Source organism: Caecibacteroides pullorum, from assembly GCF_019239235.1.
GTDB lineage: Bacteria > Bacteroidota > Bacteroidia > Bacteroidales > Bacteroidaceae > Bacteroides > Bacteroides pullorum.
Genome location: NZ_JAAZTS010000009.1, coordinates 81,940 through 103,972, shown reverse-complemented (window position 1 = coordinate 103,972; position 22,033 = coordinate 81,940). Strand labels below are relative to the sequence as shown.

23 protein-coding genes and 1 tRNA gene are annotated in these 22,033 nt (G+C 46.8%); 11 read left to right on the top strand and 13 right to left on the bottom strand.

The window, feature by feature from the left end:
- Positions 1-51 precede the first annotated feature (51 nt).
- The 5 genes from HF894_RS08285 (at position 52) to HF894_RS08265 (ending at position 5,582) form a co-directional block, all read left to right on the top strand.
- Positions 52-588 (top strand): HD domain-containing protein, encoded by a 537-nt coding sequence (locus HF894_RS08285; RefSeq protein ID WP_204971613.1) that lies wholly within the window; start codon positions 52-54, stop codon positions 586-588.
- Between the two features lie 91 nt (positions 589-679).
- Positions 680-3,409: a putative LPS assembly protein LptD gene (locus HF894_RS08280; RefSeq protein WP_204971612.1), complete on the top strand. Its 2,730-nt coding sequence runs from the start codon at positions 680-682 to the stop codon at positions 3,407-3,409.
- A gap of 758 nt (positions 3,410-4,167) precedes the next feature.
- Positions 4,168-4,689 (top strand): hypothetical protein, encoded by a 522-nt coding sequence (locus HF894_RS08275; protein ID WP_246593175.1) that lies wholly within the window; start codon positions 4,168-4,170, stop codon positions 4,687-4,689.
- Between the two features lie 12 nt (positions 4,690-4,701).
- Positions 4,702-4,986, top strand: a complete 285-nt coding sequence (locus HF894_RS08270; protein WP_021848352.1) for a winged helix-turn-helix domain-containing protein — start codon at positions 4,702-4,704, stop codon at positions 4,984-4,986.
- Positions 4,987-5,000: 14 nt separating this feature from the next.
- A complete protein-coding gene (locus tag HF894_RS08265) occupies positions 5,001-5,582 on the top strand; it encodes a 5'-methylthioadenosine/S-adenosylhomocysteine nucleosidase family protein (RefSeq protein ID WP_204971611.1) in 582 nt (193 codons plus the stop codon).
- 2 nt (positions 5,583-5,584) lie between these two features.
- Here HF894_RS08265 and HF894_RS08260 read toward each other — a convergent pair whose 3' ends face one another.
- On the bottom strand, positions 5,585-5,944 hold the full coding sequence (locus HF894_RS08260) for a YbaN family protein (protein WP_204971610.1): 360 nt from the start codon (positions 5,942-5,944) through the stop codon (positions 5,585-5,587).
- 113 nt (positions 5,945-6,057) lie between these two features.
- Between HF894_RS08260 and queD the strand changes: the two genes are divergently transcribed.
- Genes queD through HF894_RS08235 form a run of 5 tightly spaced genes read left to right on the top strand, consistent with a single transcriptional unit; the run spans position 6,058 to position 9,661 of the window.
- Complete coding sequence (queD, locus tag HF894_RS08255; protein ID WP_204971609.1) at positions 6,058-6,390, top strand: 6-carboxytetrahydropterin synthase QueD; 333 nt, start codon at positions 6,058-6,060, stop codon at positions 6,388-6,390.
- Positions 6,377-6,922, top strand: a complete 546-nt coding sequence (locus HF894_RS08250; protein WP_204969811.1) for a 7-carboxy-7-deazaguanine synthase QueE — start codon at positions 6,377-6,379, stop codon at positions 6,920-6,922. The genes queD and HF894_RS08250 overlap by 14 nt, the downstream gene beginning before the upstream one ends.
- A 38-nt stretch (positions 6,923-6,960) precedes the next feature.
- The gene (locus tag HF894_RS08245) at positions 6,961-7,701 is read left to right on the top strand and encodes a (Fe-S)-binding protein (protein WP_204971608.1); all 741 of its coding nucleotides are present in this window, start codon (positions 6,961-6,963) and stop codon (positions 7,699-7,701) included.
- Entirely contained in the window at positions 7,698-9,086 is a 1,389-nt protein-coding gene (locus HF894_RS08240) for a lactate utilization protein B (protein ID WP_204971607.1), read from the top strand. The genes HF894_RS08245 and HF894_RS08240 overlap by 4 nt, the downstream gene beginning before the upstream one ends.
- Positions 9,083-9,661: a LutC/YkgG family protein gene (locus HF894_RS08235; protein ID WP_204971606.1), complete on the top strand. Its 579-nt coding sequence runs from the start codon at positions 9,083-9,085 to the stop codon at positions 9,659-9,661. The genes HF894_RS08240 and HF894_RS08235 overlap by 4 nt, the downstream gene beginning before the upstream one ends.
- A gap of 58 nt (positions 9,662-9,719) precedes the next feature.
- Here the strand turns inward: HF894_RS08235 and HF894_RS08230 are convergent.
- From HF894_RS08230 to HF894_RS08210, 5 genes are all read right to left on the bottom strand, one after another.
- A tRNA-Trp gene (locus HF894_RS08230) sits at positions 9,720-9,792 on the bottom strand.
- Between the two features lie 88 nt (positions 9,793-9,880).
- The gene (locus HF894_RS08225; protein ID WP_204971605.1) at positions 9,881-10,456 is read right to left on the bottom strand and encodes a uracil-DNA glycosylase family protein; all 576 of its coding nucleotides are present in this window, start codon (positions 10,454-10,456) and stop codon (positions 9,881-9,883) included.
- Between the two features lie 15 nt (positions 10,457-10,471).
- Positions 10,472-11,101 carry a hypothetical protein gene (locus tag HF894_RS08220; protein ID WP_021848559.1) on the bottom strand — a complete coding sequence of 210 codons (630 nt, stop codon included), beginning with the start codon at positions 11,099-11,101 and terminating at the stop codon, positions 10,472-10,474.
- A gap of 82 nt (positions 11,102-11,183) precedes the next feature.
- Positions 11,184-12,581: an alanine/glycine:cation symporter family protein gene (locus HF894_RS08215; RefSeq protein WP_204971604.1), complete on the bottom strand. Its 1,398-nt coding sequence runs from the start codon at positions 12,579-12,581 to the stop codon at positions 11,184-11,186.
- A gap of 31 nt (positions 12,582-12,612) precedes the next feature.
- Positions 12,613-13,257: an AlbA family DNA-binding domain-containing protein gene (locus HF894_RS08210; RefSeq protein ID WP_021848557.1), complete on the bottom strand. Its 645-nt coding sequence runs from the start codon at positions 13,255-13,257 to the stop codon at positions 12,613-12,615.
- Between the two features lie 151 nt (positions 13,258-13,408).
- On the opposite strand from HF894_RS08210, the gene HF894_RS08205 reads away from it, so the two are divergent.
- Positions 13,409-13,582 carry a hypothetical protein gene (locus tag HF894_RS08205; RefSeq protein WP_021848556.1) on the top strand — a complete coding sequence of 58 codons (174 nt, stop codon included), beginning with the start codon at positions 13,409-13,411 and terminating at the stop codon, positions 13,580-13,582.
- Positions 13,583-13,640: 58 nt separating this feature from the next.
- Here HF894_RS08205 and HF894_RS08200 read toward each other — a convergent pair whose 3' ends face one another.
- The 7 genes from HF894_RS08200 to HF894_RS08170 form a co-directional block, all read right to left on the bottom strand.
- Positions 13,641-14,387 carry an HAD-IA family hydrolase gene (locus HF894_RS08200; protein ID WP_204971603.1) on the bottom strand — a complete coding sequence of 249 codons (747 nt, stop codon included), beginning with the start codon at positions 14,385-14,387 and terminating at the stop codon, positions 13,641-13,643.
- Positions 14,388-14,392: 5 nt separating this feature from the next.
- Complete coding sequence (locus HF894_RS08195; RefSeq protein WP_021848554.1) at positions 14,393-15,730, bottom strand: glucose-6-phosphate isomerase; 1,338 nt, start codon at positions 15,728-15,730, stop codon at positions 14,393-14,395.
- Between the two features lie 22 nt (positions 15,731-15,752).
- On the bottom strand, positions 15,753-16,748 hold the full coding sequence (locus HF894_RS08190) for an NAD(P)H-dependent glycerol-3-phosphate dehydrogenase (RefSeq protein WP_021848553.1): 996 nt from the start codon (positions 16,746-16,748) through the stop codon (positions 15,753-15,755).
- A gap of 10 nt (positions 16,749-16,758) precedes the next feature.
- Positions 16,759-18,489, bottom strand: a complete 1,731-nt coding sequence (gene lysS / locus HF894_RS08185; RefSeq protein ID WP_204971602.1) for a lysine--tRNA ligase — start codon at positions 18,487-18,489, stop codon at positions 16,759-16,761.
- 109 nt (positions 18,490-18,598) lie between these two features.
- A complete protein-coding gene (locus HF894_RS08180; RefSeq protein WP_075317841.1) occupies positions 18,599-19,513 on the bottom strand; it encodes a glutaminase in 915 nt (304 codons plus the stop codon).
- Between the two features lie 26 nt (positions 19,514-19,539).
- Positions 19,540-20,562, bottom strand: coding sequence for a porin (locus HF894_RS08175; protein ID WP_246593179.1), 1,023 nt, complete (start codon positions 20,560-20,562; stop codon positions 19,540-19,542).
- Positions 20,563-20,668: 106 nt separating this feature from the next.
- Positions 20,669-21,928, bottom strand: a complete 1,260-nt coding sequence (locus HF894_RS08170) for a phosphoglycerate kinase (protein ID WP_111936066.1) — start codon at positions 21,926-21,928, stop codon at positions 20,669-20,671.
- Positions 21,929-22,033 lie beyond the last annotated feature (105 nt).

Sequence of the window (22,033 nt, the reverse complement as noted above, 5' to 3'; positions counted from 1 at the left end):
CATGCAGGAGTAGGGGAAGGCATAGTCGGATAATTTTGTGAAAGTTAGATCATGAATCCAGTTGAAATTATCGATAAATATTATCAGGAGGGCAGTGAACTGCGCCATATCCTGCTGACCCATAGCCGTTCGGTTGCCGACAAGGCTTTGCAGATAGCCGACAGACATCCTGAACTGAAGGCAGACAGGGATTTCCTGTACGAAGCAGCCATGTTACACGATATTGGTATTTTTCTGACCGATGCTGACGGTATTTTCTGTAAGGGCGATAAACCTTACATTTGTCATGGCTATTTGGGTGCCGACCTGATGCGTAATGAAGGCTATCCACGCCATGCGTTGGTTTGCGAGCGGCATACTGGAGCCGGCTTGTCACTCGAACAGATCGTAGAACAGAAATTGCCTGTACCTCATCGTGAGATGCTTCCTGTCAGTATCGAGGAGCAGATTATCTGTTTCGCCGATAAATTTTATTCCAAAACCCGTCTCGACCGTGAAAAGACAGTAGAGAAGGCGAGGAATAGTCTGGAAAAATATGGAGCGGAAGGTTTGTCACGTTTCGACCGTTGGTGCGAACTCTTCTTGTAGCTATCTAATTTTCTTTAAAAAGAGCGGACAATCCATCTATTTTGTTTATTTTTGTCCCCTCCAAGCACATAACCGTATGTTTATTTGAGCATTGAAAGTAAAGACAACCATATCATTCTTATTATTGTTTCTCTTGCTGATCATTTCTGCTGAAGCCGAATCGCAGCGCAGGAACAGGAACGTTTCGCTTCCAAGGAATCAAAGAGATTCGTTGCAGACAGGCGACACGCTGCGCAATGACTCCATACCTGTCGACACATTGGCGGCTAAGAAGAAAGACGGGCTCGATGCGCCAGTAACTTATGAAGCGACGGACTCCATTGTGTTTACGCAAAACGGTTATGCCCATCTGTATGGAAACAGTAAAGTGAATTATCCGCAAGCCGAACTAACTGCAGCTGTCATTACCATGAATATGGACAGCAGTACGGTCTATGCCCATGGCGTGGAGGACTCATTGGGTGTGATGCAGGGTACACCTGTCTTTAAGGATGGCGAGACGCCTTACGAAACCAATACCATTCGCTACAACTTCAAGAGTAAGCGAGGTATCATCAGCAATGTGGTGAGCCAGCAGGGTGAGGGATATGTAACGGGTAACAATGCCAAGAAGGGAACGGGTAACGAGATGTATATGAAGGATGGTAAATATACAACCTGTGATAACCACGAACATCCTCACTTCTATATGCAGATGACTTATGCCAAAGTGCGTCCTAAGAAGAATGTAGTGACCGGACCTGCCTATCTAGTGGTCGAGGATGTACCTCTGCCCTTGGCGGTTCCGTTCTTTTTCTTCCCTTTCTCCAGCAGCTACTCGTCAGGTTTTCTGATGCCTACTTATATGGACGACTCCAGCCGCGGTTTTGGTCTGACGGACGGTGGCTATTACTTTGCCATCAGTGACCAGATGGATTTGAAACTTCGTGGCGATATCTTCACGAAGGGTTCGTGGGCGCTGAATGCCGAAAGCAACTATGTGAAGCGATACAAGTATTCGGGTCTTTTCCAAGCCAGCTATCAGGTGACGAAGACAGGTGACAAAGGTCTACCCGATTACTCTGTGTCCAAAGATTTTAAGATCGTATGGAGTCATCGTCAGGATGCAAAAGCTAATCCGAACTCCACTTTCTCGGCCAGTGTGAACTTTTCGACCAGTAGTTATGAGTTGTCCAATATTGGCAATCTTTACAACTCGCAGGCCATGACGCAGAATACCAAGACCTCGAGTATCAGTTATACTCGAAGCTTCCCCGACCAGAAGCTGACCATCTCGGCCACGTCGAACATTGCGCAAACGATGAAGGATTCATCAATTGCTGTTACTTTGCCCGATTTGACAATTTCGCTCAGTAATATTTATCCTTTTAAGCGGAAAAAGGCGGTGGGTGAAGAACGTTGGTATGAGAAAATTTCTGTTCGTTATACAGGACATTTGAAGAATAGTATCAAGACTAAAGATAATTTGCTTTTTAAGTCGAACTTGATAAAGGACTGGGAAAACGGTATGCAGCATGAAATTCCTATCAGTGCCACGTTTACCCTTTTCAAGTATTTCAACCTGACGCCTTCTGTCAATTATACCGAGCGTTGGTATACCCGTAAAATCACAAAAGGCTGGGACGAAACGGCTAACAAAGAAGTAGATACAGATACCATCTATGGGTTCCATCGTGTCTACAACTATAATGCCAGCCTCGGCTTGAATACCAAGATTTATGGTATGTACAAGCCCATCTTCCTGCCGAAGAAGGCCATTCAGATACGTCATGTCATCACTCCTTCTATCAGCCTTAGTGCTGCCCCCGACTTTACGACGTCGCGCTATGGGTATTATGATACCTATTATCGTCCGAACAGCAATGGTACGCAGGATACAGTGAAGTATTCTTATTATGCCAACCAGATGTTTGGTGTGCCCAGTGGCGGTAAGCAGGGAAACGTTACGTTCAGCATCTCCAACAACTTGGAAATGAAGTATAAGGACAAGAACGACTCCATCAAGAAAGTCAGCTTGATTGATGAATTGGGAGCAAGCCTTTCCTATAATATGGCCGCTACGACAAGGCCGTGGAGCGACCTGACATTGAACGCACGATTGAAACTGACAAAGAGTTATACATTTAGTATGAGCTCCACGTTCAAGACCTATGGTTATAAATTCGACGAACAAGGCAATGTCGTAGATAATGATCGTACCGAGTGGTCTTATGGCCGTTTTGGTATCTTTCAAGGTTATAGTTCTTCTTTCAGCTATACATTCAACAATGATACCTGGAAGAAAGTCAAGGCTTTCTTTACAGGTGAAAAGGAAGAGGGCGAAGGGAAAGAAGGTGGCGAAGGAACGGAGACCGATGAAACTACAGAAGGTGAAGATACTGCATCAGGAGGCTTGCCAAGCAAGAAGAAAACAGAGAAAGCTGCCGTGGACGAAGATGGATATATGGCTTTCAAGATGCCTTGGTCTATCAATGTGAACTACGGTTTTGGCATTACCGAAGACCGCAGTGCGGAAATCAACAAGAAGAAGATGCGCTATCCTTATAAGTATACGCAAAACTTGAGTATCAACGGCAATATCAAGATATCCAACAAGTGGGCCATCAGCTTCAATTCAGGCTACGACTTCGATGCGAAAGAGATTGTGCAGACAGCTTTCAATATTACGCGCGACCTTCACTGCTTCAGCATGTCAGCCAGCCTTTCACCTTTCGGCCGTTGGAAATACTACAACTTTACCATTCGTGCCAACGCCAGCATTCTTCAGGACTTGAAGTGGGAACAGCGCAGCCAGACACAGAGCAATATTCAGTGGTATTAAAATCTATCTGTATTTGTTTCGTGTAGGAAAGCATTGCTTTGCTATGTGGAAAACGGTGCTTTCTTCCGGTAAAAGTATTGTTATCTGTATAGGGCAACATACTACATTGTGAAGCTAAAGTGCCACTTGGTGATCGTAATGTAGATGTTTAGCGAGCTCAAGTAGGTGTTTAGTGCGTTCAGTGCGTTGCTCTTTTTCTGGCTGTATATTCTTTAAATATCCGTGTCTGAAAGCCTTATTCTCTAAACAGGTTTCAATCTTTCATTCTGTTTGTAAATTGTTGATAAAGATATGGTTATGGTGAAAGGTCGTGTTTCATGTGGGTGAAACGACTGTTTTTCCGATTTTGCTTTCACAAAAATCGATCTTTCACCGTAATTGTTTTATTTTCAGTAGTTTACAGTGAATTCATTTATAAAAGTAACTGTTTTTATCCCTATTATTTGTTCAAATACTTATGTGAAAGATTGATTTCGTGGGTGTGAAACACTGGTACTGATAGATGTCTTCTTTTCAGACTATAAAATAATCTATATAATAATTTGGTTTATAAAATAAACCTTATATCTTTGCAACAGAGTTCGAACCTGAAAACGGGATGACTGCATCCTGAAATGTAAAAACAGAATGTTGAAAACGTGAACAAGTAAGGAGGAAAACGTATGGAAGATCGTAAACTGAACGAAAAGGAGAGTTTGGAATTGATAACGCAGATGATTTAGAACACACGACGCAATCTGGATGCTGGTGGAGGAAACATGTTTCTGTTGTGGGGATATGTAGGTGTAGTGGTTACATTGGGTGTACTGGCCGCGTGGTCTCTGACGGAAAATACCGTTGCTTTGTGGGGCTTTTGGGCTTTGCCGGTAGTGGGATGGTCGTTGTCCTGGTGGTTCGGGCGCAAGTGGCGGAAGGAACAGAGAGCGAAGGACTATACCGACCGCATAGTGAGACAGGTGTGGCAGATTATCGGCATTGCCTCTTGCGGAGTGGCTGGGTTCGCTACACTCTATCACAGTTATGAAATGATTTTGCCCTTGTGTGGCTTGCTGGTTTCGCTCGGTAGCCTGCTAACGGGCATTATTATCCGTTATACGCTGTTTTCGGGTTTGCCTTCGTGTGGGTTTGCCTGGAGTCTGGAGCAAGTTTTTGAGGTGGCAACCGACGGAGCTTCCATGGACACATTGATTATTTTTGTCCTTATTCTACTGTTTTCATTGGTTATTCCCGGTCATGTGTTGAACCGTCGTGTACGTAAGGATGTTTCAATTGGAAAGTGAGAAGGAACCGATATGTTTAGAGAACTGAACCCATTACTTCATAGCGAGCTCCGCTTGGCCGTGATGTCGCTGCTCATCAGCGTAGAAGAAGCGGATTTTGTCTACATCCGTCAGCAGACGGGAGCCACGGCGGGCAACTTGAGCGTGCAGATAGACAAGCTCAGCAAAGCGGGCTATGTGGAGGTGACGAAAACATTCAAGGGAAAGATGCCCTGCACGCTCTGCAAGATTACGCCACAGGGGGTGGATGCCTTCGAGGAATATGTGGAAGCGCTGAAGACATATATTGTGAAATAAAAGATTAAATCGTAATGAAAATACTGGTTACTTACGCCGTTCAAGGCGAATTTGTGGAGTTGAAGTTTCCTGGTATGCGAGGAAACGACGAAGTGCAGGTGGGCTACCTGCGTACAGGCATCGGCAAGGTGAAGTCTGCCTATTACCTGACCGATGCGCTTAATCGTCTGCAGCCCGACCTGGTGATCAATATCGGTACGGCCGGTACGGTCGGCCATCGTGTGGGCGATATCTTTGTCTGTCGTCGTTTTGTCGACCGCGACTTGCAGAAAGTACGGGGATTGGGCATGGATTGCCGTCTCGATGTGTCCGGCCTGTTGGAAGAGAAAGGTTACTGCCTTCATTGGCAGGGGATGGACGGGGTGTGCAATACAGGCGACTCCTTCCTGACCGAGCTGACCGACGTGGAAGGCGACGTGGTCGATATGGAAGCCTATGCTCAGGCCTGGGTGTGCCGTGCGAAGGGGGTACCCTTTGTGGCGGTGAAGTATGTGACCGACGTCATCGGGCTAAATTCCGTCCAGCATTGGGAGGACAAGCTCTCCGATGCCCGGCGGGCTTTGGAGGCTTTCTTTGAGCGGACGGGTGGTGTCTGAAGCTATTTCAAGGTTTTGTACGACAAGATGTGCCAGCTGATGCCTGCAGCCAATAGGAGCAGCAGGACTCGAAGCCAGATTGCTGCAATCAGGAAAGTCACGCAGTAAAGAATGGTAATCCACGTCAGGCTGACGGAAGTAATTTTGGCATGAAGCGGTATGGCCTTGTGTTCGCGGAAGTTGCGGATATAGGGGCCCAGCCGCTTCTGTCGTAACAGCCAGTCGTACAGGCGGGGTGAGCCGCGGAAGTAGAGGGCTGCTGTCAGGAGCAGGAAGGGTGTGGTGGGGAGCAAGGGCAGGAAAATGCCGGCAATGCCTAGCCCCAGCGACAGGCTTCCTAAAATGATGCAGATTACTTTCATGGCGCAAATGTAGAAAAAATAACGAAGAAATTCGTATTTTTGCCGCAGCATCGAGGTGACATTAGATGCAGAATTTATGTAGGAACATTTATTTTAGTAAGCGTATTAAACCTATGTACACAGTAGTCAAACGCATGGAGGTGTCGGCTGCCCATAGCCTGCGCCTTTCTTATCCCAGTAAGTGTGAGAATCTGCATGGTCACAACTGGATTATTACCGTCTGGTGCCGTTCGCGCGAATTGAACGAGGACGGCATGGTCGTGGACTTTACCCACATCAAGCAGACGGTGATGGACCGTCTCGACCACAAGAATCTGAACGAAGTCATCCCCTGTAATCCCACGGCCGAGAACATAGCCCGTTGGGTGTGCGACCAGATACCTACTTGTTTCAAGGTAGAGGTACAGGAGTCCGAAGGAAATATGGCCGTCTATGAGAAAGATTAACGAAATATTCTACAGTCTGCAAGGCGAGGGGTTCCATACGGGCACTCCTGCCGTATTCGTGCGCTTTTCGGGGTGCAACCTGAAATGTCCTTTCTGCGACACGCGTCACGAGGAAGGCACGCAGATGACCGATGAAGCTATCCTGGCCGAGGTACAGAAATATCCGGCCCGCATGGTGATATTGACCGGGGGAGAGCCGTCACTTTGGATTGACGGAACGTTGGTAGACCTGCTGCATCGGGCTGGGAAGTACATCTGCATCGAAACAAACGGCACTCGTCCCCTGCCGGAAGGTATCGACTGGGTGACCTGTTCGCCCAAAGAGGGGGGCGTACTGAAGTTGGTCCGCATGGACGAAGTGAAGGTGGTGTACGAGGGGCAGGACCTGACGCCCTACGAACAGCTGCCTGCCGCACACTTCTTCCTGCAGCCCTGCTCGTGCCAGAATACAGCCGAGACGGTGGCTTGTGTGCTGGCGCATCCACGTTGGCGGCTCAGTCTGCAGACGCATAAGCTGATAGACATACAATAAGAAAACTAACCATATCATTCAATAAATCTGATGAACCCATGAAAGTAGGTCTGTTTATTCCATGTTATATCAACGCCATCTATCCCAAGGTGGGGGTGGCATCCTATAAATTGCTGAAGAGCCTGGGTGTAGACGTGGACTATCCGCTGGATCAGACGTGTTGCGGACAGCCTATGGCCAATGCCGGTTTCGAGGGCGAGGCTTCCAAGCTGGCCCTCCGTTTCGACGATTTGTTCAAGGATTATGACTACGTGGTCGGTCCTTCGGCCAGCTGCGTGGCTTTTGTAAAGTTGAATCATCCTGATATCCTGAAGCACGAAGGACACGTGTGTCGGAGTGCGGGAAAGATTTATGACCTCTGTGAATTCATTCACGACGTGGTGAAGCCTGACAGCCTGAGTGCATGCTTTCCCCATAAGGTGAGCATACACAACAGTTGCCATGGCGTACGTGAGCTCAATCTCTCTTCGCCCAGTGAGCGTAACATTCCTTACTATAACAAGTTACGCGATCTTTTGGGGCTGGTGAAGGATATCGAAGTATTTGAGCCGGCCCATCCGGACGAGTGTTGCGGCTTCGGTGGTATGTTTGCCGTAGAAGAACAGGCCGTCTCGGTCTGCATGGCCCAGGATAAGATCAGGCATCACATGGAAACAGGTGCCGAATACATCACCGGGGCCGACAGCTCCTGCCTGATGCACATGCAGGGTGTCATTGACCGCGAACATTTGCCCATTAAAACCATTCATATTGTAGAAATATTGGCTTCACAACTATGAGTACCAAGCATTCGAAAGCCGCCGAGAAGTTCCTTCAAGACAAGGAACAGGTGGCATGGCACAACGAGACCCTTTGGATGGTCCGTGCCAAACGCGACAAGATGAGCCGGGAACTGTCCGAGTGGGAGGACCTGCGCGAGAAGGCTTGTCAGCTGAAATTGTATTCCAACAGCCACTTGGAAGAGCTGTTGGTCGATTTTGAGGAGAACGCCACCGCCAATGGTGCCATTGTACACTGGGCCAAGGATGCGGAGGAGTATCGCAACATCATTTACGACCTGCTGCGCAGCCATGGTGTCAAGCGCTTTGTCAAGAGCAAATCCATGCTTTCCGAGGAATGCGAACTGGATCCTTTCCTGATATCCAAGGGCATCGATACGGTGGAAACCGATTTGGGCGAACGTATCCTGCAACTGATGCACCTGCCGCCCAGCCATGTGGTGCTGCCGGCCATACACATCAAGCGTCAGCAAGTGGGCGAACTGTTCGAGAAGGAGATGGGTTCCGAAAAGGGCAACTACGATCCTACTTATCTGACCCATGTGGCCCGCAAGAACCTGCGCGACATTTTTCTGAATGCCGATGCGGCCATGACTGGCGCCAACTTTGCCGTTGCCTCGACGGGCGATGTCGTGGTATGTACTAACGAAGGCAACGCCGATATGGGTATGTCCTGCCCCAAGTTGAACATTTCGGCTTTCGGGTTGGAGAAGATTGTACCCGACATGGAGGCGTTAGGTGTCTTTACCCGTCTGTTGGCCCGCTCGGGCACAGGACAACCCAGTACCACCTATACGTCCCATTTCCGCTCTCCGCGTGAGGGAGGTGAGTATCACATCATTATAGTAGACAACGGGCGCAGCGACATGCTGGCCGATACCGACCACATCCGTCTGCTGAACTGTATCCGTTGCGGAGCGTGCATGAACACCTGTCCGGTCTATCGGCGGAGCGGTGGCTATTCGTATACCTATTTCATTCCAGGGCCAATTGGCATCAATCTGGGGATGGCACACGATCCGCAGAAGTATTACGACAATCTTTCGGCCTGTTCGCTTTGCCTTTCCTGCTCCAATGTTTGTCCGGCCAAGGTCGACTTGGGCGAACAGATCTATAAGTGGCGTCAGGGGTTGAAGGCTATTGGCAAGGCCAGCAGCGAGAAGCAGTATATGTCCGGCGGCATGAAATTCCTGATGGAGCGTCCGACCCTGTTCAATGCGGCACTTTGGGCGGCTCCGATGGTGAACGGGTTGCCCCGTTTCATGAAATACAATGGACTGAATGATTGGGGCAAGGGACGTGAGCTGCCCAAGTTTGCTTCGGAATCGTTCAACGAGATGTGGAAGAAAAACAAAGTACAGGGAAAGGAGGAATCTGAGAAATGAGCAATCGTGACGAAATATTGGACAAAATACGTCGGAACACCAAGCTGCGTTTCGACTATCCCCGCTGGGAGATAAAGGCTACGGCCTATGCCGACAAGGTGAAACAGTTTTGTGAAGTCAGCCGTCAGGTGGGAGGTGATGCGGTAGTGTGGCAGGAGGGTGATACGCTGGATGCCATCATCCGTTCGCGTTTCCCTGAGGCACGTAGCATCGCTTCGACTTTGACAGAGGTAACTTGCGCTACGCTGAATCCCGACGAGGTGGAGCGTGCGCAGGATTTGAACGGAGTAGACCTGGCTGTGGTGTCGGGTGAAATGGGAGTGGCCGAGAATGGGGCAGTCTGGATTCCGCAGACCGTTCGTCATAAGTTGCTGTATTTCATTGCGGAGGCATTGCTGATAGTTGTGGACCGCAACCGTCTGGTCAACAATATGCACGAGGCTTATGCTGCTTTAAAGACGGCTTCCTATCCTTATGGCGTATTCCTCTCGGGGCCTTCGAAGACGGCCGACATCGAGCAGGCGCTAGTTATGGGAGCCCATGGCGCGCGTAAGGTGCTGGTCGTTTTGAAGTAATTTTTATCCTTACAACAAAAAATCCGATATCCTTTGAGGAATACCGGATTTTTTGTTGCACGGGAAGAGAGGCTCGAACTCCCGACACTCGGTTTTGGAGACCGATGCTCTACCAACTGAGCTATTCCCGTGTTTGCGGCTGCAAAGGTAGTGGAAAGTTTTGATTTTGCAAGACCTTTGCCGCTTTATTTTTCTTCTTGTCCCCGATTATGCTGTCTTTTATAACATTTGCAAGTCCTGATACATGACTCGATAGGCAGTCGCTTTCTTGTCCAGGGCCAACGGATAGGCCCGCGAGGAAGAGGGCATGCGATAGAGACGCAGGGGACGTTCTCCGAAAAGAAATTCGGTGAAGTCGCCTACCTTAGGAGCTGTAAGGGAGAACGTGCGGCACAATGTATCGGTAGCCTTTTCGCCGGTGGTGACGATGGCGCGGCATTGGGGAAGTCTTTCGAGCAGGTTGCGGACATCCGTGGGTTGTACCACTTCCAGAAACTTGTCTGATGCATTGTCCTGCAGGCGTCGGACAGCCGTTGCTGTGTCGTAGAGGGCAATGCCTTTTTCCTGCAGGAAAGCAATGAGTTCTTCCTTGGAAAAGGCCCTTTTCCCCTTGACAACAAAGTGCTCTTTGTCGCCGAAGAAGATGAGGCCCACGATGCGCCACATATCGTTGTTCCAGTTGGGGTAATAGAACTCCATACTCCACCGCTTGCGTTGAGGCGGAAAGCTGCCTAACATCAGCAGTTTGGCATTGGTTGGCAGGAAAGGCTCCAATGGGTGTTGTTCTATTTCCATAAATGGGTGAACCTGTTATTTCTTGTCTTCGTTCTTTTTATGCTTGGCTTCTTTTTTGGCCAGTACCACTACGTTGTAGACGTATTCTGTCATCCATTGTTCGGAGTAGCCCAAACGTTCCTTGTATTGGCGTACGGCGGCAGCAGTCTTGTGTACGTCGTCTTTCTTCCATACTGTTTTGGTGCAGACTTCATGGACTGTTTTTTCCGTCATCGCTCTAAGGGCACCTTTAAAGATTGACGGCATGCGGAATTTCCATTGCATTAAGTTACCCATCAGCATCATCAAGTCGTTGGCGAAACCTTGATACATGAAGAGGTAGGCTTGCACGTCGTTGGGAGTGCGACAATGTTTTTTGATGGAAGCGTCAATTTCTTTGAAGAAGTTTTCACTTAAAGCATAGTCTTGCATCAACATTTTCTTGGAGGCAGCTTTTTCTGCTTGTCCCAGTCTTCCACCTTGTGTGGGGATTTTGAATAGCCGTTTGAAAGTGGCTACATCGGGCACAAAGCGAATGTTGGTGATACCCAGATTGGCTGCTATTACTGACTGGAAATAAACACGCGTCAGCAAGACAAAGTCTTCTACGTTCTTTGAAGAGACTTCTTCTGTATTCTTTTTAAATAAGTTGGTAAATATTCCCATGTTTTTTATGAATGTTTTTTTAGTCGTGGCGCAAAATTACGAAATAAGTTGATTTACACCAATATTGTTTGGCGCTTATTTCTTAACTTTCTTTTTGCCAACAATCTAAATCATCTTCCAATTCTTTCAATCTGTCGGAGGTAAATACAGGATCTTTAATTCCACTTTGTTTTTGCATACGATAGTCTTCCAAAAGTTTAAATGCGTATTTGCCAAGAAGGCTGATGGCAATCAGGTTGCAGAGAGTCATTAATCCCATAGTGATGTCTGCCAGCCCCCATACCATATCCAATGTTGCCAATGCCCCAAACAGTACCATTCCGCTTACTAATAAGCGATAAATGTTCAGTATCCATTTTCGATGGGTGAGGTAACGTATATTGGCCTCTCCGTAATAGTAGTTTCCCAAGATGCTGCTGAATGCAAAGAAAAATAATGCCACTGCTACGAATATACTGCCAGAGGAACCTACTTCGTTTGTCAAAGCATGTTGGGTGAGTTGCACTCCGTTGGCTGAACCATCTAGTGGAGCACCACTGAAAAGGATAATGAAAGCTGTGCAGGTACAAATGATCAGAGTGTCTGTAAAGACACCTAAGGTCTGAATCAGTCCTTGCTTTACAGGATGACTGACGTGAGCCGTAGCTGCCACATTGGGCGCTGAACCCATGCCGGCCTCATTGCTGAAAAGTCCCCGTTTAATGCCTTGCATCAGAGCTGCGCCTATACCTCCTCCTAATGCCTGATTCCACCCGAAGGCATGGCTTACAATCTGGCTGATTACGGTTGGCAGTTCAGTTATGTTCAGCAAGACAATGGTTACTGCCAGTGCAATATATCCTAGAGCCATGATAGGTACGATGATACTGCTAACTTTGGCAATGCGTTGTACGCCTCCAAAGATGATGAGAACAGTTAATGCAGTAAGTATAACTCCTACAATGGTATGACTTAAACCAAATGCGTTTTCGAAAGCGGCGCATAGTGTATTGCTCTGTACAGAATTGAATGCAAAACCAAAAGTGACGGTGATGAGGAGTGCAAACAAAGTTCCCATCCATGGCAGTTTTAGTCCTTTTCTCATGTAATAGGCTGGTCCACCAATATATGAGTCCTTCCCTCTTTCTTTATAAAGTTGTGCCAAGGTCGATTCTACAAACGAACTGGATGCTCCGAATAGGGCAATAATCCACATCCAGAATACGGCTCCTGGACCGCCGACGGCGATAGCGGTAGCTACTCCTGCCAGATTTCCTGTACCTACACGGCTGGCTATCGAGATAGCAAATGCCTGAAAGGACGAGATGTGTTTGACGTTCTTGTTTGTTCCTGCAGAATCTCCTAACAGGCGCATCATTTCTGAAATCATGCGGAACTGGACAAAACGAGTTCTGAAAGTGAACCATATGGCACATCCTAGCAAAAATGCTATAAGGATATATGTCCAAAGTATGTCATTGATTGAATTGATTATTCCCATGTGTGTTGTATTGTTGTGGAGTAGGGTGTTATTATTCTTTCAAACGAAAATGAAATTTGTGGCCTTCGAACACAGCTTCTACAATTTCATAGCGGATAAACTTGGCCAGTAGATGTTCTGCCGCACGGCGTGAAATATGCGCTAAGCGGCAATATCGGTTTAAAGATAACTGGTCGTTTTCTTTGAGCAGATCAAGTAATAAATGTTCACGTTCAGTATATTCTATCAATTCTCCAAGCGGATTTCCACTCTGTTGCCAGACACGTAAATGGACGGGAGTTGCCAAGATGTTTTCATCCTTGATGCGCAGATAGGCTAAGTATTTTCCCGATTCATCTTTTGCATAGATTGGTTTTTGATCACTTTCTTCAATTTGTACAATCAGGATAGTGCGTCCTTCAACTTGATGAGTCTGCATGCTATAGTTGACTGTTGGGCTGCAATATAGTTCTGCTGCGGCTTCGATCATGTATTTTTCTTCCTCTGAACGCACTCCTGCAATTCGGCCATTATCTTTTACGCCAATCAACAGGCGTCCCCCTTCTGTATTTGCAAAGGCGGAAAGAGTTTTAGCAATTTTACATGCGTCAGATATTTCAAACTTAAAGTCTTGTTGTTGATGCTCACCTTCAGCAATCAAAGTGTATATATAGTCGGTATCTGTAAGACGTTTCATGGCTGCAAAAGTAGAGAAAAAACGCCGATTATTCTTTTTTTAGCTTAAAATTGCTGCTGTAGTAAAAAAAAATATTCTTTTTATGTGTTTATTTCGCAAAAGAGTGTATTTTTGCCGTACATTATTAACAAAGTAAATACTTAAAGGGATTATGAAAGAATTAGTAGAAAAGATTGCTGAATTATATGCAGCGTTTGAAAAAGATGCAAAGGCACAGGTAGAAAATGGAAACAAGGCTGCTGGTACCCGTGCACGTAAGGCTTCATTGGAAATTGAGAAAGCTATGAAGGCTTTCCGCAAAGCATCTTTGGAAGCTGCCAAATAAGAATTGCATAGTAAAAAATGAGAGGGTATATCTGTTGATGATATACCCTCTTTTTTTATTATATGGACACTTGTTGTAAAGTTTGGTATACTTTCTCCCATGAATCATTGAAGGCCAGCATGGAAGGAAATAGTAAATTGGCTCCAGCATTAAGTAGAACTTGCTCGTCCAGTGGACCTGTATTGACGGCTATAGTAAAAATACCTGCTGCAACGCCTGCTTGTACGCCGATGGGGGCATTTTCAACAACGATTGCTTCATTGGGGGCTACCTGCGCTTTTTCCAGTCCCATCAGGTAGGGTTCAGGATTCGGTTTACCATATTTGACATCGAAGGCTGTAACCATATGGTTCCGATCGAACGTGTCGGGATAGTTGTGGTTCAGTCTGTCGAGTAGGGATGTTTGTCCTGAACCTGTGACCAATACAGGAATGAGCCCGCAGGATTTTACTTTTTGTATCAGTTCCCAAGCACCTTTCATGCGTTCGGGTTCAGGATGCTTGTTGAACTCTCGGCTTTTTTCGGCATAGATTTCTTCAATCATTTCGGGAGTGGCATCTTTGCCGAACTGCCTTTGGTATACAATGTTTATTGTCGATGCTCCTGTACGTCCTTCGTGCAGAAAAGCTTCCTCACGGCTTAAATGGAGGCCACGACGCTCCATTACCGTATGCCAGGCGTCGGCATGATAGGGCATGGAGTCGAATAGTACTCCGTCCATGTCGAACAGTACTGCTTTGAGATGGATATAAGAATGCCCGCTACCTTGAAGATAGCGGGCTATGGATTGTTGAATGGAATTCATAGAGCTTACAGTCTTGCGCGGATAGCTTTGGATTCTTCTTCGTATCCAGGTTTGTTGAGCAGGGCAAACATATTCTTCTTGTAGGCCTCTACACCCGGTTGGTTGAACGTGTTGACGCCCAGCAGATAACCGCTGATGCCGCAGGCTTTTTCGAAGAAGTAGAGCAGGCCGCCGATACATTTTTCGTTCAGGGTCGGAACGGAGATACGCATGTTGGGTACACCTCCATCTACGTGAGCCAGCTGTGTGCCTAGTTCGGCCATTTTGTTGACTTCGTCTACACGCTTGCCAGCCAGGAAATTCAGGCCGTCCAGGTTTTCTGCGTCACTGGGCACTTCCAGTTTGTGAGTCGGTTGTTCAACTGATATAACGGTTTCGTAGATGGTACGTTCGCCTTCTTGGATCCATTGTCCCATGGAGTGAAGGTCGGTCGAGAAATCTACGGCAGCAGGGAAGATACCTTTGCCTTCCTTACCTTCTGACTCACCGTATAATTGCTTCCACCATTCGTTGACATAATGGAGTTTCGGGTTGAAGTTGACAAGGATTTCAATCTTCTTGCCATTCTTGTACAATTCGTTGCGGGTAGCGGCATACAAGGCAGCGGGATTCTGTTCGAAAGGAACGTCCGCGCCGCAGGCCTTTTCCATCTCAACGGCACCAGCTACCAGTTTGTCGATATCGAAGCCGGCTACGGCGATAGGGAGCAAACCAACCGGAGTCAGTACAGAGAAACGTCCGCCTACATTGTCGGGGATGATGAACGACTTGTATCCTTCCTTGTCGGCAGTAGTGCGTGCAGCACCTTTCTTGGCATCTGTAACAGCTACGATGACTTTCTTGGCCATTTCTTTACCACGCTGGTCTTCGCATTGTTTTTTCAGCAGGCGGAAAGCGAGAGCTGTCTCGGTAGTTGTCCCTGACTTGGAGATATTGATGACACCGAATTTCTTGTCTTTCAGATATTCAGTGAGTTCGTATAAGTAGTCTTCACCAATATTGTGACCGGCAAAAAGAATGGTAGGAGCGTTCTTCTTTTCCTGCAACCAGATAAAGCTGTTTGAAAGTGCTTCGATGACCGCACGTGCACCCAGATAGCTTCCGCCAATGCCTGCAACGATTACAACTTCACAATTTTCACGCAATATCTGTGCTGTAGCTTTCAAGTCTTCCAGGTGCTCTTTGGTGATGGATGACGGCAGGTGCAACCAGCCCAAAAAGTCATTACCTTTGCAGGTGCCGTTTTCCAAAGCGTCTTGTGCTTCTTTTACTTTTGCTTCGTAAGCGGCAACGTTTTCTTTGGAAATAAATCCAAAAGTCTTTTCAATGTTTAAACTAATCATACTATCTTAATTTAAAAAAGTTTTATCTGAAAGAATCAGTCAGCAATTTGATTTCTATCATGGGGGATATCCTTTCATACAGAATGTTATAGACCGCATCCACGATAGGCATGTTGACATGATAGTGTTTGTTGATTTCCTTGATACACTTGGTTCCATAGTAACCTTCGGCAATCATTTCCATTTCTATCTGGGCGCTTTTCACCGAATAACCTTTTCCTATCATGGTGCCAAACGTGCGGTTACGGCTAAAGTTGGAGTAGCCTGTTACAAGTAAATCTCCTAGGTAGGCCGAGTCGCTGACATTACGGTCAAGTGGATGCACCGTTTGCAGGAAACGGTTCATCTCTTGTATTGCATTCGATATGAGTACAGCCTGGAAGTTGTCACCATATTTCAATCCGTTGCAAATGCCGGCTGCGATGGCGTAAACGTTTTTCAGTACCGAACCATATTCGATGCCTGCCACGTCGTTGCTCACCGAAGTCTTGATGTAAGAACAGCTGAGATGGCGGGCAAAAATCGATGCTTTTTCGATGTCGGGACAAGCGATGGTGAGGTAGGACAGGCGCTCCAGTGCCACTTCTTCGGCATGGCAGGGACCTGCTACTACAGCAATGTTCTCGGCTGGTACACCATATTCCTTGGTGAAGTATTCGGATACAATCAGATTGTCATCAGGGACAATACCCTTGATGGCTGTAATGATAAATTTATCCTTTATTTTTGTCTTCAGCTTCTTCAAATGAGATTTGAGGTAAGGCGAAGGCGTAACAAATATCAGTGTATCGGATGCCTTGACTACATCGTTGATGTTCGAACTGAAATTGATCCGCTTGGTATCAAACTTGACGCCTGTCAGATAGGCGGGGTTATGGCCCAGCCGCTTGAAGTCGGCAATACGGTCGTCGCGCCGCATGTACCAATTAATCGACTCTGCCTGATTGAGCACCATTTTGGCAATGGCTGTTGCCCAACTTCCTCCGCCCATGATGGCTATCTTTCCAGGAACTTTCATCTCTATTTCGTTAGTTCTTCAATCTTTCTATCCAGCCGACGACGTCGTTTACGCTCGGATTGGCCAATTCCAATTTGTATTTCTTGTTGATACCGCAAATGTCCATGTGCAGTTTTTGAGGATTGACTTCTGCCATGTCTGCAACTTGATTGTATCCTGCTTTTTGAATAACAGGTACCCATTCTTCAGGAATACCCAGTTCTATGAATTTGGCTGGTGTGTCTTTCGGCGTTACCTTTTCGGGACGCATTTGTGGGAAGAATAATACTTCTTGAATGAAGGCCTTTCCTGTCATCAGCATGGTCAGACGGTCAATACCGATACCGATACCCGATGTGGGAGGCATGCCATATTGCAAAGCTTTCAGGAAGTCCTGATCGATGAACATGGCTTCATCATCACCCTTCTCGCTCAGGCGCAACTGCTCCTTGAAGCGTTCTTCCTGATCGATAGGGTCGTTCAGTTCGCTATAGGCATTGGCCAGTTCTTTGCCGTTTACCATTAATTCGAAACGTTCGGTAAGGCCCGGCTTACTACGATGCATCTTGGTGAGCGGACTCATTTCAACAGGATAGTCGGTGATGAAAGTCGGCTGGATGAAGGTTCCTTCGCAGAATTCGCCGAAGATTTCATCAATCAGCTTGCCCTTGCCCATGGTATCATCAATATCCATCTTCAGTTCTTTGCAGATCTGGCGGATTTCATCTTCGCTCTTGCCGTTGAGGTCATAGCCGGTCTTTTCCTTGATGGCATCGAGAATGGGTAGACGGCGGTAAGGAGCTTTGAAACTGATGGTCTTGCCGTCTATTTCAGTTTCTGTACAACCGTTTACGGCAATACAAATACGTTCAAGCAGCTTTTCAGTGAAGCTCATCATCCAGTTATAGTCTTTGTACTGTACATAGAGCTCCATGCAGGTGAATTCGGGGTTATGGTTCTTATCCATACCCTCGTTGCGGAAGTTCTTGCCGATTTCGTATACACCTTCAAATCCGCCTACGATAAGTCTTTTCAGGTAAAGTTCTGTAGCAATACGCAGATAAAGGTCGATGTCCAGCGAATTATGGTGGGTAATGAATGGACGGGCACTTGCACCGCCGGGGATAGACTGAAGGATAGGAGTTTCCACTTCAGTATAGCCGGCTTCGTCCAGCACGGCACGCATGGTAGAAATAACTTTGGAGCGCTTCAGGAAAGTTTCTTTTACACCGTCGTTCACGATGAGGTCTACGTAGCGTTGGCGATAGCGTAGTTCAGGGTCTTCGAACGAGTCGTATGCCACGCCATCCTTGTATTTCACGATAGGCAGAGGTTTGAGGCTCTTGGCGAGTACGGTCAGCTTTTTGGCGTGTACGCTGATTTCGCCCATCTGGGTACGGAAAACAAAACCTTCAATACCGATGAAGTCGCCTAGGTCGAGCAAACGTTTGAACACGGTGTTGTACATGTCCTTGTTTTCGTCAGGACAGATGTCATCACGGGTGATGTACACCTGGATACGTCCTTTGGAGTCCTGAAGTTCGATGAAGGAAGCTTTTCCCATGACACGACGGCTCATCATACGTCCGGCAATGGACACCTGGCGAGGCTCGTCTTCGTCTTTGAATTCAGCTTTTATGTCTGTAGAGAAAGCGTTGGTTACATACTCTGCTGCGGGATAGGGTTCGATACCCATCGCGCGAAGTTCATTCATGCTGTTGCGGCGAATGATTTCCTGTTCACTTAGTTCTAAAACGTTCATATCGTTAATTTTCACTCAATTTGGGTACAAAAATACGAAACATTTTTCACATTCGCATGCTTTTTCGCCAAAATGAAGGATGGGAGAAGCCTATGCCGGTGAAAAATTGTCAGAAAATGCTGACAGCTGTCTTCGTGGTGAGTAGTTCGAGTGCTTTCAATCCCATTACTGAATTGCCTTTTTTATTGAGTCGGGGACTCCAGACGGCTACGGAGTATTGGCGTGGACAGATGGCAGCTATACCTCCTCCTACACCACTTTTGCCTGGCAATCCTACCAGGTAGGAAAATTCGCCGGCTTCGTCATAGAAACCACATGTCTGCATGATGGCATTGATGCGTTTCACCTGTGAGGTAGTGAGTTCGGTTCCGTCGAAACTGAAAGCTCGTGTGTGGTCGGCGAAAGGTAGGAAAGCGCGCGACAATTCGCGGCAGTTCATCTTGACCGAACACTGGCGAAAATAGAAGCGGAGTACGCGCTCCACGTCGTTTTCGATATTGCCATAATACTTCAGCATGTTCACGATAGCTGCATTCAGATAGCCGTTGTCGCGCTCCGAGGCGGCCATGCTCTCGTCGTATTGGATGGAGTCGCATCCGCAAAGGCTACGCACAAAGGCCAGATATTCACGTTCGGGGTATTCCAATACAGAGAGAAGAATATCGGTCATGACAAGCGCCCCTGCGTTGATGAGCGGATTGCGGGGAATACCATGTTCCAGTTCCAGCTGAAAGATAGAATTGAAGGCATTACCCGAAGGCTCCACGCCGATGCGTTGCCAAAGACGGTCGTTCAGCCGGGCAAATCCCATGGCCAGTGCAAAGACTTTCGAGATACTCTGGATGGCAAACCGTTCGTCGCAATCGCCCATCGCAAAGTCTTGTCCGTCGAGGGTATGCAGGCAGATACCGTAGCGGTCGGGATTTACTTTCAACAAGTCGGGAATGTAGGCGGCAGGTTCTCCCTGTCCGGCATAAGGCTGTATCTCCTGATAAATTTCTTGAAGGATTTGATCGTAGTTCATGAACTGGTTGAGTTGAAAAATGGTTCTTAGAAACGTACTTGTACTTGAGCTTGTACCAGGTTGTAACTTTTATTTTGGTAAGGAACGCAGTGGGTATATTGTACTTGAAGGCGGCATTTCGGATAAAACCACCATTGTATACCTGCAACGTAGTTACTTTGTTTATTGTCTACAGCTTTATTTTTGTTTAGGTAGTCGTAAGATGCTATTAAGTCTAGCTTTTGCTTGGAGAGGATGTGTATGTTGGCTGTTGCATAATATCCGTTGCTTTTTACCAAACCGTCTTTGCCTGCCAGATATTCTGATCTAAGGTCTATCGGTTTCAGTTTCATTACTATACCGGCTGCCCATCGATTGCGTGTGTAGTTGTCTCCAATCTGTATGTTGGGATTGATATTGGATGTGGCTATGGCGCATCCTTTTCCTTTAATGAAAGAACCGGTAAGGGTCAGCCATTGCAGTGGATTGATGTTGAACGTACCTACGATATCTTTTTGATTGTTGCCATCTTTTTTATTAATGCCTTGTCCGTTCATGATGGCTAGTTTGTAATTTATGAGATTCTTGAACAGGTTGCCGTATATCATTAAACCTAAATCACGTCCACTGTTAGAACCGTAAAGTAAATCACTGCCATTAATACCTGCTAGATAGTTAACGGCTTGTGAGTAACAACTTATTAGCTCAACGACTGTAGGTGACAAGGGATTCTCATACGTATAAGGAGTCTTGAATTCGCCAATGCGTACACTCAATTCAGGGAAAAAGTGATATTCGGTGTAGGCTTCCAGAATTTTGGGTGTTCCTGCCAGACTATACATAAAATAACATGACCAATGATCTGTAATTCGTCCACGAGCCATGAGGATGGCACGGGTCATTTCAAAGGTATTTGTTTTGCTTTCAGACTGATCATTATATGTGTATCCTAATTGCATATATCCTTCCAGTGTGATACGCTCTTTCAGTGTGTTCACAATGTTGTTCAGTGTATTGTTCTGTGATTTTTTCTTTTCTTCTTGCTTTTCTTGTGCGGCTGCTGAAGCCATGAAAGCGCAGACAAACCATAGTATCAGTAGTTTTTTCATAAGGCATTTAAAAAGAAAGAGGGCGTATCTTCTCTGGACACACCCTCTTTCGGTTGGTGATTATGTTTTATTCGTTGATAGCTGCAATACCCGGAAGAACTTTTCCTTCGATGGCTTCGAGCAATGCACCACCACCAGTCGATACGTAAGATACGCCGCTGGCCAGACCGAACTTGTTGACACAAGCTACAGAGTCACCGCCACCTACCAGTGAGAAAGCACCGTTCTTCGTTGCTTCTACGATAGCTTCGCCTACGGCACGTGAACCGTGTGTGAAGTTGTCGAATTCGAATACACCTGTCGGGCCGTTCCACAGGATAGTCTTGGAACTCTTGATAACATCGGCGAAGAGTTTCTCACTCTCAGGACCTATGTCAAGGCCTTCCCATCCGTCAGGAATTTCATTTACCTTGCAGAACTGGGTGTTGGCGTCGTTCGAGAAGGAGTCTGCAATCTTGGCATCGGTAGCCAATACCAGATTAACGCCTTTTTCCTTGGCTTCCTTCATCAGGTCGAGAGCCAAGTCAAGCTTGTCGTCCTCGCAAATGGAGATACCGATCTTGCCGCCCATAGCCTTGGTGAATGTATAAGTCATACCGCCGGCGATGATGAGGTTATCTACTTTGTTCAGCAGGTTTTCGATGATTTCGATCTTAGAAGAAACCTTCGAACCACCCATGATGGCGGTGAACGGACGATGAATGTCGTTCAGCACTTTGTCAACGGCCTTCACTTCCTTCTCCATCAGGTAACCGAACATCTTGTGGTCCTTGTCAAAATATTGTGCGATGAGTGCCGTAGAAGCGTGTGCACGGTGAGCGGTACCGAAAGCATCGTTCACGTAGCAGTCGGCATATGAAGCCAGCTTCTTGGTGAATTCCTTCTGGCTTTCTTTTACCTTGGCTTTAGCGGCTTTCTTTTCTTCGTCGGTAGCATCTTCGGCCAAGCCACGAGGCTTGCCTTCTTCTTCTGCATAGAAACGCAGGTTTTCCAGCAGGAGAGCTTCACCCGGTTGCAGAGCGGCAGCCTTTACGGCAGCTTCTTCACCCATACAATCATTGGCAAACTGAACTTCAATGCCAAGCAGCTCGTTCAAGTGGTTCAGGATGTGTTTCAGAGAGAATTTTTCGGCTACGCCTTTCGGACGACCCAAGTGTGAGCCGATTATCAAACTACCGCCGTCGGCCAGAATCTTCTTCAGTGTAGGAAGAGCGGCACGCATACGGGTGTCATCAGTGATGTTGAAATTCTCGTCCAGGGGCACATTGAAGTCCACACGGACGAATGCCTTCTTACCGGCAAAGTTGAATTGATCAATTGTCATAATGCTCTATTTTATTTAAAAGTGTTACGAATATTCTCGTTTTACTTGCCCGCAAAGTTAGTATTATTTTCTGTAATATGTTCGCAACGGGCACTTTTTTAAATCTTG

Excerpts from the sequence above, each read along its gene's own strand:
- HF894_RS08285 (WP_204971613.1), top strand. The coding sequence starts at position 52 with ATGAATCCAGTTGAAATTATCGATAAATATTATCAGGAGGGCAGTGAA.
- HF894_RS08275 (WP_246593175.1), top strand. The coding sequence starts at position 4,168 with ATGTTTCTGTTGTGGGGATATGTAGGTGTAGTGGTTACATTGGGTGTA.
- HF894_RS08270 (WP_021848352.1), top strand. The coding sequence starts at position 4,702 with ATGTTTAGAGAACTGAACCCATTACTTCATAGCGAGCTCCGCTTGGCC.
- HF894_RS08265 (WP_204971611.1), top strand. The coding sequence starts at position 5,001 with ATGAAAATACTGGTTACTTACGCCGTTCAAGGCGAATTTGTGGAGTTG.
- HF894_RS08260 (WP_204971610.1), bottom strand. The coding sequence starts at position 5,944 with ATGAAAGTAATCTGCATCATTTTAGGAAGCCTGTCGCTGGGGCTAGGC.
- queD (WP_204971609.1), top strand. The coding sequence starts at position 6,058 with ATGTACACAGTAGTCAAACGCATGGAGGTGTCGGCTGCCCATAGCCTG.
- HF894_RS08250 (WP_204969811.1), top strand. The coding sequence starts at position 6,377 with ATGAGAAAGATTAACGAAATATTCTACAGTCTGCAAGGCGAGGGGTTC.
- HF894_RS08245 (WP_204971608.1), top strand. The coding sequence starts at position 6,961 with ATGAAAGTAGGTCTGTTTATTCCATGTTATATCAACGCCATCTATCCC.
- HF894_RS08240 (WP_204971607.1), top strand. The coding sequence starts at position 7,698 with ATGAGTACCAAGCATTCGAAAGCCGCCGAGAAGTTCCTTCAAGACAAG.
- HF894_RS08235 (WP_204971606.1), top strand. The coding sequence starts at position 9,083 with ATGAGCAATCGTGACGAAATATTGGACAAAATACGTCGGAACACCAAG.
- HF894_RS08225 (WP_204971605.1), bottom strand. The coding sequence starts at position 10,456 with ATGGAAATAGAACAACACCCATTGGAGCCTTTCCTGCCAACCAATGCC.
- HF894_RS08220 (WP_021848559.1), bottom strand. The coding sequence starts at position 11,101 with ATGGGAATATTTACCAACTTATTTAAAAAGAATACAGAAGAAGTCTCT.
- HF894_RS08215 (WP_204971604.1), bottom strand. The coding sequence starts at position 12,581 with ATGGGAATAATCAATTCAATCAATGACATACTTTGGACATATATCCTT.
- HF894_RS08210 (WP_021848557.1), bottom strand. The coding sequence starts at position 13,257 with ATGAAACGTCTTACAGATACCGACTATATATACACTTTGATTGCTGAA.
- HF894_RS08205 (WP_021848556.1), top strand. The coding sequence starts at position 13,409 with ATGAAAGAATTAGTAGAAAAGATTGCTGAATTATATGCAGCGTTTGAA.
- HF894_RS08200 (WP_204971603.1), bottom strand. The coding sequence starts at position 14,387 with ATGAATTCCATTCAACAATCCATAGCCCGCTATCTTCAAGGTAGCGGG.
- HF894_RS08195 (WP_021848554.1), bottom strand. The coding sequence starts at position 15,730 with ATGATTAGTTTAAACATTGAAAAGACTTTTGGATTTATTTCCAAAGAA.
- HF894_RS08190 (WP_021848553.1), bottom strand. The coding sequence starts at position 16,748 with ATGAAAGTTCCTGGAAAGATAGCCATCATGGGCGGAGGAAGTTGGGCA.
- lysS (WP_204971602.1), bottom strand. The coding sequence starts at position 18,489 with ATGAACGTTTTAGAACTAAGTGAACAGGAAATCATTCGCCGCAACAGC.
- HF894_RS08180 (WP_075317841.1), bottom strand. The coding sequence starts at position 19,513 with ATGAACTACGATCAAATCCTTCAAGAAATTTATCAGGAGATACAGCCT.
- HF894_RS08175 (WP_246593179.1), bottom strand. The coding sequence starts at position 20,562 with ATGGCTTCAGCAGCCGCACAAGAAAAGCAAGAAGAAAAGAAAAAATCA.